The organism is Brevibacillus sp. IT-7CA2 (genome assembly GCF_949767855.1).
Lineage (GTDB): Bacteria > Bacillota > Bacilli > Brevibacillales > Brevibacillaceae > Brevibacillus.
Map to the genome: position 1 here is coordinate 47,778 of NZ_CATKQT010000012.1, position 12,812 is coordinate 60,589.

Here is a 12,812-nt window from a genome sequence, read left to right on the forward strand (position 1 = left end):
AACCTCTCCTCTCTATTATCAAAATACCACCTTATTTTACCATTAATGAGAGGTTATGTAGTCCAAAAAAAGATCTGCCGATACGATTTTCTCGCACAGCAGATCTTTTGGGATCATTGATTATACTTCCAGCTTTTTCGCCAGTGTTTCTACGTTCAATACGTTTCCTACGAGGAAGTTGCCGAATTCACCGAAGCGCGCACTCACTTCGTCAAAGCGCATTTCGTAGACGATATGCTTGAATTCCAGCGGATCGTTGGCAAACAAGGTAACGCCCCACTCCCAATCGTCGAAACCAACAGAGCCACCGATGATTTGCTTCACGCGGCCAGCGTAGGAGCGACCGATCAAGCCGTGGGAGCGCATCATTTCTTGGCGCTCCTGCATGGAGAGCATGTACCAGTTGTCTTGTAGATCACGCTTTTTGTTCATTGGATAGAAGCAAATGTGCTCCCATTTTGGCAGGATCGGATAGAGGCGGTCGCGCACGTGCGGATTCGCTTTTGGATCTTCACCTGGGTTATGTACATAGTTGCTCAGCTCTACTACGGATACATACGAATAAGGAGCTTCTGTATAGGCAGCAAAGCGGGTTTTATTGAACGCTGTTTTGATCTCATCTAGTTCTTGCATGGTAGGACGCAGGAACATGAACACGAGGTCTGCTTTGTGTCCGAGGATGGAGTAGACAGCCGTGCTGCCTTGGTTCTCGCCCTCATTCGCTTCCCATGTGCGGATCAATGCATTCAGCTCGTCCAACGCTTCTTGGCGTTCTGCTGCGGACGCTGCTTTCCACTTTTCCCAATTGATGGTGCGGAAATTATGATACGTATACCAACCTTCTAATGTAAGCAACGCTTCGTTTGCGCTCATTCTAAATCAGCTCCTTTGAAAAATCTGGTGACCTTCTTGCAACATTCCCAGTATAGCATAAGGAACAAGTGCGTATTCGGAACAGATTGGTGAACAAGAAAAATGAAAACCAAGCGGTGCATTAGCTGCCGCTTGGTTTGGTTCCTGCCAGTACAGAGGTTGTCAGCTTGCTCGCTGCTTCCTGATCCACAATGACAGTTACATCTCGATGCAATTGCAATAAGGAAGCTGGTACATCTGCCGTAGACTCACCCTCCAGCATCAATCGCACTGCCTCTGCCTTTGCCTCTCCACTTGCGAGAAGTACGACTTTTTTAGCGCCAAGAATCGTCTTGATCCCCATGGAAACTGCCTGAGTCGGAACCTGGTCCACACTATCAAAATAGCGGGCATTTGCTTCGATCGTACTGTCAGTGAGCTGGACCACGCGTGTCAATGAGTCGGCAGGGGAGCCAGGCTCGTTGAAGCCAATGTGGCCGTTATTGCCGATCCCCAGCACCTGGATGTCGATCCCGCCTGCCAAACGAATCGCTTCCTCATAGCGTGCACACTCTGCCAAATGATCTGTCGTATTCCCAACTGGCACATGTGTTTTCTCCGCAGGAATGTTGATGTGATTGAACAAGTTTTCTTGCATATACGAGCGATAGCTTTGCGGATGAGATGAGGCAAGTCCGACGTATTCATCCAGATTAAAGCTGCTCGCCTGCGAAAAATCGATGCTCTCCGCTTGCGACAGCTTGATCAGCTCACGGTACATCCCTACTGGCGTGCCTCCGGTTGCAAGGCCAAAGACAGTCTTCGGATTTGCTTTTACTTCGCTTACGAGCATTTCAGCAGCTTTTCTGCTGAGCTCCGTGTAATCTTTCACAATCACAAGCTTCATTTCCAACCACTCCTATTCAATATAAGATAAATTCAAAAAGTCGTCTTTTCAGCATCGAGAAAGTGGCGAGAACCTGAAGAAGGAGGAGCTGAGTGTAGGTAAACTACATGAGCACCGGACTTCGAAGGTGAACGCCAATTTCGAAGTCGAATCAGCTCCCCGGTCTACTCCATGATCAAAAGACGACTTTTTGAACTACCTCTTAGTATTTTCTCTCTAGGACAGCCTTCGCTGTTCTCTCTTTATATAAAAGGGCCTTTTCCTTGTTGCGCATCGTTATTGTCGTACTAATGACATCCAGTACATGCAGCTGTGCAATTTTTGCTGCGAGAGAGCCTCCCTGCAACGGACCTTCTTGCGCTGCGGTCAGAAGCGTAATGTCCGCTACATTCGTAATCGGTGAGCGTCGATAGTGAGTCAGGCAAATGCAAGTTGCCCCTGCCTGCTTGGCGACTTTCAATGAATCGATGGTGTCTTTCGTACTGCCTGATACAGACAAACCGATCGCGACATCCCCCGGTCCCAGAGTCGCTGCAGCCATCGCTTGCAGATGTGATTCATTAAAAGCGTCCACTCGAAGCCCGATCCGCAAGAACGTGTACTTGGCATCCTGAGCTGTTACCGCTGACGTACCTACCCCATAAAAATGGATCGTGTTTGCTTTTTGCAAAAGGTCTACACAACGCTCCAACTGTTCGATCTGAAACAGGGCCGAGGTATCCCCAATCGCCTGTTGATTGGTTGCGGTTACCTTGTGCGTGATGATGTCCAGCGAATCGTCTTCTCCTACTTCGCCATGCAAGTTTTTGACTGGATTAACCAATTCCTGCGCCAATGCCAGCTTGAATTCCTGATAGCCATGGAAGCCTATTTTCCTGCAAAATCGCAAAACGGTCGTCTCGCCCACTCCAGCCTTTTCGGCAAGGTCAATCACCGATGAATAAATCACGCTGTCTGTCTGCTGTAAGACGATATGGGCAACCTTTTGCTCCGATTTCGTAAAGGAGGGAAGGAGACTCTGAATATGCAAAAGCGTATTTGTCTTTGTGATGGTAGCTGTCAATGGATGGGACAGCTCCTCCTGCTGTTTCACCATATGGCTCGCTCCCCCTTGAATATAAGTCATGGTTTTCACAGTTGTTTTTACCCAAAACAAAATAGCTGTATTTCTACAGCTATTATATCAAAAAAGGAGTTCTCCGCCATATTTATTATTTCTAGTGGAGCAATTCTCCAAAATGTCAAAATGGGGTAAACAAAATGGTCGGACATGTTGCGACCCGAAAAGATCCGCTCATTGCTGCTGGAAGCAGAGCCAGATCGAGCGTCACGATCTCCCCTGCACCCAGCGTCACTGTCCCTCTCGCTTCTCCACTCCCCATCGCATTGGCTACAACCAAGTAGGTGCCGGGAGCAAGACCAGTCACCTTGTACCTGCCGAAGCTGTCCGTTTGGACGACCACAGTCGTTCTGTTTGGTTGATTCACCGTTTGCACATACACGGTCGCTCCAGCTACTGGCAAACCTGTCAAACCGGATCGAACCGTTCCTTGTATCGTACCCGTTTGAGAAAGGCGGATGATGATAAAGGTTGTTTGGTTCGGCAAAACGACCGCTTCTGCTTGGCCGGTACCAATGCCCGGGATGGTCCCGATAACGGTATACGTACCCGGAGCCACATTGACAAAATGGAATGTTCCATCCGGCTCAGCCAGGATATTTTGCAGGCGAATCTGGTTTGAATTGAATAGTGACAATTGAATATTGTTTCCACTGGCTTGAATTCCGTCTGGCAAGAGGACAATCCCGGATATTATTCCGACGAATGGCAATAGCTCGACTGTCGCTACGGTCGTTTGCCCGCTTGCGACTGTAACTGTACTATAATGTGTACCGAAGCCATCTGCGCTTGCGATCACATTGTACGCTCCAGCCGTCAAGCCATTCACCTGGAATTGCCCACTCTGGTTCGTAACGGTGTTGGCAACAAACAGGCCGTTGGAAAACAGCTGAATCGCAACAGCCGCCCCTGTGATCGGGAGTCCCGTCAACTGATTGGTCACCTTTCCGAAGATGTTGCCCGGTAGAAGAGACATCGTGAGAATGACTCCACTAAGTGTCTGTCCAGCAGTCACGGTGATGCTTTGCGTTGCCGCTGCGTAGTTGTCTTCACTTGCGCTTATTAAATACGTTCCTGGCGGCAGATTGCCAACAGCGAAGTTGCCCAGGTTATCCGTAATCGCACTGCCAAACAATGTCCCGTGTGAATCCTTCACCTGTATCAATGCATTGGGAACAACTACTCCACCAGATACCTGTACCTGACCTGTTACAGAAGCTGGAAAAGGGGGGAGCCCCACTTCAATCGTAGTGGTCTGTCCGGAAAAGATCGTCGCACCAACAGGCTGGGTGGTGTAGTTTTGAGCGCTAATCGCAAGTGTATAGGTTAAAGGCGCCAAGCCGTCGATTTTAAACTGACCGAGACCGTCCGTAATCGCCCGAGACAACAAGTTATTTGTGCCAGGGAAATAGATCAATACTTCCGCCCCTACCAGTGGCGTGCCATCAAGCGCATCCCTGACAGTGCCCTGCAAAACACCAGGATTCGGGTCCAGTGGGATATTGACTGTAACTGTTCCCCCAGGAGCTACATCAAAGGAGACACTCTCCCTCTGATAGCTTTCGTTCCTTGCCAAAATGGTGTAATTTCCAGCCACAAATCCATCAATGAAGTATATCCCCTGAGCGTCTGTCTGGGTAGAAAAGAGAATCGTGTTATTGTTGCCCAGCAAGCGAACGAGCGTATTCGGCAATGGCGTAGCGAGAATGGCGTCACTAATTTCTCCTGTGACACTTGCAGGCAGATTCTGCAAAGAAAAATCAAGACCGGTAGTCGCTCCCAATTCGACCATAACTGTTGAAGCCTCAGCAGCGAATCCCGTAGCACTTGCGATCAGTGTATAGCTCCCAGGGGACAGTCCACTCACCATATACTGACCCTGCGCATTCGTCAGGACAATAGCCAGTATCGTTCCAGACGGACTTCCCTGTCGAACAGTAATGACCGCACCGGCAATCGGTGAGGCCGTACCTTCCTGTCGCACTGTACCAGCTATCCCACCGGGCAATTCGTTTAACGCAAAGCTTAATACGGACGCCGCCCCTGCTTGTATCTGTGCGCCAGCTACATCGCTTGCATATCCAGTTGCATTGACATTGACCGTGTACCCTCCGGGAGCCAGCCTATCAAGCGAAAAGTTTCCAGTTGCATCGGTCAGTACGGAGCCTACAGCAGCACGGGTGCTGTCGTAGACGATTACCGTTGCGCCAATGATCGGCAAGCCCGTCTCCAGGTCAGTCACAACGCCGGATAGACTGCCGGGATTGGGAACTAATGCCTGCTGAAAGTTGGTGGTAATGCCCCCTTGCAAAATAACCGCCTGCGAGACGGATACAAAATTCAGCGCAGAAACAGTTACATTTACGACACCCGGCGGAAGCTTCTCTGCCAAAAAATTGCCTTGATCGTCTGTCAATAATTGAGCAAGCACAACACCATGGTCATCCGTAATGAGCACGGTGCTTCCCGGAATCCCAAATCCCGTCATCTGATTGGTCACCACACCCGAGATAGCCGCAGGCAAGTCAGGTAACGTGACGGTCGTTGAAGTTGCGGTATTGGCCGTCACGATTACGCCGATACTTCCTACGGCATAGCCAGGCGCCGACGCGATAACGGTATAAACGCCGGGAGAGACACTCCCAATGAAAAATACACCCGATTCATTCGCGAGCAAGCTCTGTTTGACGGCTTGATTGCTATCCATCAGCTTGACGCTGATTTCGCTTCCCGTAACAGGTACACCCAAGCTGTTTATGACACTTCCCACGATGGACCCAGGCATTGGCAAGAGCACCACACTAGCCCCCGTCGTTTCTCCACTGACTACATTGGCCCCTACTGATTGATCAGCATAGCTAGGCGCACTTACCGTGACGGTATAAGCACCCGGCAACAGATGTTGAATCAAATAGCTACCCGTCTGGTCGGTACTTGCTGTAGCCACTACATTTCCGTTACTTATGGAACGAATCAGTACAACGGCGCCTGTAATGAATACCGCGGGATTCGTTGCATCCGTCACCTGTCCACTAATCCCGCCTGCATTCGCCTCAAGAGTAAAGTCTACTCCGGTCTTATTTTCACCAGGTCCAAGTGTAACACCAACCGAGCCTGTAACATATTCAGGGGCACTTGCCACCACGACAAATGATCCAGCAGGCAGGTTGCCAATTGTATAGGCCCCGTTTGAATCCGTATAGCCAAAGCCTATTGTCGTCTCATTCAAGTCCAGAATACGGACAACGGCATTGACAATCGGCTGCATCCCCGTGTCTAGCACGGTTCCAGAAATACTGGCCGGATTCGGGATAAGCGTAAAGGATACGTTGGCTGTCTGCCCAGGCTGTACGATCGTCCCAACAGATTGAACAGCGTAGCCAGGAGCGGTAGCTGTAAGAATATAAGAGCCTGGTGCGACCCCTGAAAATGAAAATGCCCCATTCCCATCTGCGACGACAGTACCGATCAACAGGTTATTGATATCAAACAATTGAATGGTGGTTCCCGGTACGACAGGTGCTACTGTACCGCTAATAAAACCAAAATCCTGATTGAGCTGAAGCTGGACAGGAGTAGTTGTATTCGCGAACACAATGGCTCCGACATGATTGGACTGAAAGCCATCCGCTAAAGCCCTGATGACGTATTGACCTTGCGCCAAGCCCGTGATAACAAAGCTTCCTTGATTATCGCTGTATACCGAATGCACGACGGAGCCATTGAAATCGAGTGCATTTACTTGCGCACCGGCAATCGGCTGTAACGTCCCTGCAGCGAGCACCTGCCCTTGGATTTCACCCGGACTCGCAAACAACGATACGCTGACAGGCGTATTCGTATTCGCAAGTACAGTGGCGGAAGCACTGTTCGTTTCATAATTGGTTGCACGGGCGGTAATGGTATAAACTCCGGGTGCAAGTCCTGTGATCTCGTAACCGCCAGACAGATCGCTATTTGCATGGGCGACAATTGCCCCTGCTTGGTTCAACACGCTAACCTCTATCAATGCACCTATGATCGGCAGACCCGAGGTAGCATCAAAAATCGAACCTGAAATGCTTCCCGGCAAGTCTGCCAGCTGTACATTCACCGTTGTTGTCGTCAATGAGGTGACGATTGCCCCTGTGATCACTGTCGTTTTATCTGGAGCAGATACGATGACGACGTACGCCTGCGGTAGCAGATTAGGTACCACATACTGTCCGCTCCCATCAGTCAATACAGTAGCAACAACAGCACCTGCTGCCGTATTTTCCCTAATGATGACAGTGGCACCCTGAATCGGCTGATTACCGCTGTCGACCACCTGTCCTGCGATTGATCCCGGAGAGGCTTGCAGGACAAAAGCAAGGGACGATATTTCCTGAGGCTGCACAGTTGCCCCTAACACAACAGTGGAATAACCAGAAGCCGAAGCGGTTATGGTATACGTGCCTGGGGCCAAGTGCGGGAAGGAAAAGGTGCCAGCGCTGTCGGTAATGGTCTGCGCGACAGGAACAATTCCTTTCATAACAATGACAGTGGCATTACCCAGCGGATTGCTCCCTGTGTCCGAGACAGTCCCATTCAATACTCCTGCCAGTTTTTCCAATTGGAGGTCAACCGGTGTAGTAGCTCCAGCAATGATTTCTATCCCCACTGTTTGGCCCGCATACCCCTCTGCAGCAGCCGTAAGGATATAGGTTTGGGGACCTAGCAAGGATAAGGAGTAGTCTCCATTCGCGTCGGTTAATGTCTCTCCCACAGCTATTCCCGACTGAGTTACCACCTTGATGCTCGCATTTGGGATTCCCTCACCCGTTTGCGCATCGGAAATAGTTCCACTTACCGTTCCAAATGCAGTCGTCAAAGAAAAATTAAGTACTTTGGCATCGCCCGCTTGCAGACTGATTCCAGCTAACTGTGTGGAAAAGCCTGCGGCACTGACACGGATTTGATAACCACCTTCTGCGAGCTTGGTCAGTAGATACGTACCAGCTCCATCTGTTGTCGTTTCCGTCAGCGTAATACCCGTCTGGCTCAGCACTTCCACCAATGCCCCGGCATTCGGTATGCCGCCAGGACCTGTTACCAGTCCGGAGAGCTGGGCAACTGATGTTTGGAGCGCTACATTTTGTGTAGTCGTCTGGGCTCGAATGACATTGATTGCAACGGTTGCTGGCTGGAATGTATCCGCACTGACTGCAAGGGTGTAGGCACCCGGCACAATATTGGTAAACTGATAGGTCCCCCCTACCCCTGTCACTGTCTGGTTTACAGTCACGCCTGTCGTATTAATGAGCTTTATCACTGCCCCTGATATGGGTGCCAATCCGGTATCTGTTATCGTCCCATTCACCTGACCCGGACTCGGAGGAAGCAAAATGTCTGATCTTGTAGTTTGCCCTGCTAAAACGCTCACGAACTGGATTTTGGGGTCATAAGTCGGCGCGGTCACCGACACAGAATACAGACCAGGAGCCAATCCAGTAAACGAATAGGCACCATCCGTGTCCGATGTCGTCGTTCCGATTAGTACGGGAATCGAATCATACAGCTCGACCTGCGCACCTGCCACAGGCAAGTTCGTGGACTGGTCAAGCAATACGCCAGCAACACTTCCAGCCAAGTTAACCGTGATGACAATATTATCTTGCACAGGAGAAAGCGTCCCACCAGAAAAGCTGTCAACGCCAGTGACTGTCGCTGTGTTTAACCGCCGCGTTCCGCCTGGAGAGACCGCGAAAATCCCATTGACCGTAAATGACAAGCTGGCAGTAGAACCAGCGGCCAAATTGCCGATCTTCCAGCTGAGCACCTTCGTGAGGGGATTGTAGATGACAGAGCCGATACTAGTTGCGTTTACCGTAAAAGCCGTTACCTGATCCAGCTCGATCAGATCGTTGACAACGACTGTCGTTGCCTGGCTCTTCCCGGTATTGGTGACAGTGATCGATCCCGTCCATTGCGATAGTTGTCCTGTGGTAACGACGACTGGTCCTGCTGTTACCTGCTTGTCGATGGCAAGGCTAGCCCGAACGTCTCCTGTCGCTACCGTAGTCGTATTGCTCAAGGAATTTTCAAAGCTAAAGCCTTCACTGATTCGTAGAGAGTCTTTGTTGTAATTGTTGTCATTCGTAGAAGTAAAGGGGAGGAAGCGAATGGAAGTAAGGGAGGTAACACCGATCGTTGAAAAAAAAGTAGCAGCCGGTATTACGAGATCGATGAAGTAATCAGGATTGCCGCTAAAATTTGAGCCATCATTCGTTAGCCGCACGCGAGCCGTGTCAAAATTGATAATCGGCGCTTGCCAGTTGGGCGCTCCACTGCCGCTTGTGCCCTCTGCCGGATCGTTCCAGGAGTTAAATTCAACAACGGTGTTTTGAATCAAGGCAATGCGGTTACGCAAGCCTTGCACGCCCAACATCCATTGGTAGGTGCCAGCCACTCCCGTTGCATTGATCAAATATCCCCAAGCAAAGTTTTGTAACCCTGTTTTTTGCGAATTTCTTGGATCTTCATTGACTCTCATCCGAAAGTAGAGATACGTTCCATCGTACGCCAAAAAGGCAACGGGAAACGTAGCGTTTCCTACCATGTCAACAGAGCCGGGACTTTCGTCGTTCGGGACGTCTACGAATGGACTTCCCCCGAGCATAAACGGGATGAATTGACTGTCAGAAGGATAGGCCATTATTCTTCCTCACCTCTCCCCTCTAACATATGTACATAGAGTAATATGGCCCCGGCCCTCCCTTTGCTAATTGGCTTGTCCGTGCCCGTCCCTACAAAACGGTCATGACCGTTTTGTTGACCGCAAGCGGTCGCATCCACTTTTATGAAAAACGTCGAGACGTTTTTCACAGAAAAAAGGGCTTTCGCCCGCAAATATTTCTTGCGAGGAAACCCTCTTCCTTCCCGTATTGCCTATCTTACAAATACGCGATAGCCAAGCAGAATAACCAGCACCAAAACGACAATACAGCCGATGAAGAAGCCGATGCTACCTTCTTGTCGCTTTGCTTTGCCCAAGGACATTTCCATCAAACCGAAGGCGATAACCGCGATAACGCCCTTCACGTAGTAATAGAAATCTGTTGCGTGACCCACGAAAAGCATCCAAGCTCCCGATACAAGAATGATGACCATCATAAGTCTGAGCAGCATATGTACGATCTTGCCTGCTTTTGCTTTACCCACGCGATACAGGATGTAGGCAACGATCAAGAGCACGAATGCGACTTCCCAGCTACCCACATGCGCCTCAATTAACGCTTTGTACGGCAAAAAATTCAACCCCTTTACTCCTAAATTCAATCTTGTCCATTATACCAGAAGAAGGGGAAAAATGCTGATGTCCCAATGCGTGGCAGTATTGTGACCAGGCTTTATCGGGGATGAAAAAGAGGCTGCCTATGATCGGCAACCTCTTTTTTCTAGCAAACGATCCTATCGCAATAAAAATCCGTCTTTCAGCGGGTCCGTAGGGTCAACGACAAATTGATGCAGACCCGTAATGAACGCCTTGCCTTCTATGCTCGGAATGACAGCCGGATAACTGCCCACCTGTGTGGTTGCTACCACCTTGCCGATAAACTGGCTCCCAACAATTCCTTCATGGACAAACGATTCTCCAGCAGCCAGCTTGCCTCGCGCATGTAAGGTGGCTACACGAGCCGCCGTACCTGTACCGCATGGGGAGCGATCGATCTGCTTGTCGGCGAAAATCGTCACGTTGCGCAGGTCTGATCCTTCCACTCTCGGCTTATCCGAGATTATCACCCCGTAAATTCCTTTGAGCTCAGACTCCAACGGATGAACGATCTCCATTTTCGCCTCGATTTGTTCCTTGATTCGCCTTCCCCACTCTTGCAGCTCGGCCAATTGCTCAATTTCTACCTGAACCCCGATATCTTCCGCCTGTACGACTGCATAGAATGCTCCGCCAAAAGAAACGTCCACTGAAAAAGTACGTCCTCCCCACTCAATGGGAACGTCTTGTGCCAAAACAAAGGAGGGGACATTTTCAAAAGAGACGGAATGGACCAGCGATTCTTCTACAGTGGCGTGTGCAATGATTCTTCCTGCCGGACTGTCAATCACAATCCGCTCTGTTGGATCTCCCAGCCGAAGTATTCCAGTCTCAATGGCAGCCGTCACTACCGCAATGATTCCATGCCCGCACATTGTACTGTAGCCCTCGTTATGCATGAACAGCACGCCAAATGCCGCATCTGGGCTGACGGGCTCTGTCATGACACAACCGTACATACCATGATGCCCACGCGGTTCATACATAAGTACCCGCCGGATATGGTCCAGCTCCTCCCGAAAGTATCGTCGCTTCTCCAGAATCGTCTCGCCCGCGAGCGGTGGGATCCCGCCTGTTATGATGCGGAGCGGCTCCCCTCCGGTATGGGCCTCGATCGTCGTAAACAACTGATTGATGTGCATGACATCCTCACCTTTTTATGCGATTGGAGAAAAGCTTGATGGATCACCACGCGTATTTGATCGCGCATGTTTTCGTCGTACTGTAGAAATCAAGCGCCGCCTGACCCTGCTCCCGTGTATGTGAGCTGGACAGCTTCATGCCACCAAATGGAGCCTGGTATTCCACACCTGCCGTCTCCTGATTGACCCGAACCATCCCCGCCTGCGCCACATCCAAGAAGAGATGGGCACTCGCCAAATCTCGGGTGAACAGCGAAGCACTCAGTCCGTACACAGACTGGTTGCACAGCTCCACAGCCTCGTCAAATCCGTCTGCTGTCAAAAGCACAGCCAATGGTCCGAACACTTCCTCCTGAACGAGGCGATGATTGGCAGCGACACCCTCGACAATTTGGGGACGGATATAATAGCCTTGCTCCTCTTTTGCATATGATGGGCTTTGGGCAATGACTGTTGCTTCAGCGTTAGCCAATGCGATGTATTGTCCAACCGTCTCATACTGTGCAGCCGAGGCAACAGGACCCAAATACGCTTCCAGATCACTGGCATCTCCTACTCGGCACGTCTCCATAGCCGATTGCAATCGCTCGACCAGTGGCTGGTAGATCGCTATTTCTACAATGATCCTGCTGGTAGCGGTACATTTTTGACCAGCCGATCGAAACGCGCCGCTGAGCAAAATCGGAACCGTTTTGTCCAGATCAGCATCAGCCAAAACGACTGCCACATTTTTTCCGCCCATTTCGGTTTGATATTTAATATTGCGACCCGCGCACGCGATGGCAATCTGTCTGCCTGTTTCCGATGAGCCAGTAAAGCTAACTGCATCGATTTCAGCTTCATTCGTGAGTGTATTACCGATCTCTCTGCCCTTGCCAATCACCAGATTCAGCACACCCACTGGCAGCTTTGTTTCCGCAAATATTTCAGCTAGTCGTGTCGCTGTGAGCGAACCATTTTCCGCTGGCTTCCAGATGACTGTGTTCCCGCAAATGAGTGCGGGGGCGATCTTCCAGATGGGGATCGCAACGGGGAAGTTCCAAGGTGTGATGACGGCCACGACTCCGAGCGGTACGCGACGGCTGTATTGCAGGACATTCGTATCTGAAGAAGGGATCAGGTTGCCGTTGGAACGCATCCCTTCTCCGGCATAATAGCGCAACAGACTGACCCCGCGCGCTACTTCTCCGCGCATCTCGCCAAGCTGCTTGCCCATTTCTCGGCTTGCCAGCTGTGCCAAGCTGTCTGCATTTGCCTCTAATGCGGCCGCCATTTGAAAAAGGATTTCGCCACGAGCCGCACCCGTTTGTTTTGCCCAGCTAATCTGTGCCGCACGGGCTGCCTGTTCAGCGGCAAAAACATGTGACCGATCTGACAGATGTAGAACGCCGACTTCTTCTGTGATACGCGACGGGTTTTTGACCGTTAGTTCCTTCCCTGACGGCGTCATCCATTCGCCGCCAATCCAGTTTTTGCTGTGCATCCTGCCCGTCCCCC

7 protein-coding genes are annotated in these 12,812 nt (G+C 50.6%); all 7 read right to left on the reverse strand.

Going from position 1 to position 12,812, the window contains the following annotated elements; translation table 11 throughout:
* Positions 1–120 precede the first annotated feature (120 nt).
* Positions 121–873: a hydrogen peroxide-dependent heme synthase gene (gene hemQ, locus ACM6JA_RS10705; protein WP_007715842.1), complete on the reverse strand. Its 753-nt coding sequence runs from the start codon at positions 871–873 to the stop codon at positions 121–123.
* A 121-nt stretch (positions 874–994) separates the two neighbouring features.
* Positions 995–1,759, reverse strand: a complete 765-nt coding sequence (nagB, locus tag ACM6JA_RS10710) for a glucosamine-6-phosphate deaminase (protein ID WP_414852288.1) — start codon at positions 1,757–1,759, stop codon at positions 995–997.
* A gap of 202 nt (positions 1,760–1,961) precedes the next feature.
* Positions 1,962–2,855, reverse strand: coding sequence for a MurR/RpiR family transcriptional regulator (locus ACM6JA_RS10715; RefSeq protein WP_069848228.1), 894 nt, complete (start codon positions 2,853–2,855; stop codon positions 1,962–1,964).
* Positions 2,856–3,000: 145 nt separating this feature from the next.
* Positions 3,001–9,555: a carboxypeptidase regulatory-like domain-containing protein gene (locus ACM6JA_RS10720; RefSeq protein ID WP_414852289.1), complete on the reverse strand. Its 6,555-nt coding sequence runs from the start codon at positions 9,553–9,555 to the stop codon at positions 3,001–3,003.
* A 233-nt stretch (positions 9,556–9,788) separates the two neighbouring features.
* Positions 9,789–10,157 carry a YisL family protein gene (locus ACM6JA_RS10725; protein WP_414852290.1) on the reverse strand — a complete coding sequence of 123 codons (369 nt, stop codon included), beginning with the start codon at positions 10,155–10,157 and terminating at the stop codon, positions 9,789–9,791.
* 153 nt (positions 10,158–10,310) lie between these two features.
* Positions 10,311–11,315, reverse strand: coding sequence for a proline racemase family protein (locus ACM6JA_RS10730; protein WP_414852291.1), 1,005 nt, complete (start codon positions 11,313–11,315; stop codon positions 10,311–10,313).
* 43 nt (positions 11,316–11,358) lie between these two features.
* Complete coding sequence (locus tag ACM6JA_RS10735) at positions 11,359–12,798, reverse strand: aldehyde dehydrogenase family protein (RefSeq protein ID WP_414852292.1); 1,440 nt, start codon at positions 12,796–12,798, stop codon at positions 11,359–11,361.
* Between the last annotated feature and the right edge of the window lie 14 nt (positions 12,799–12,812).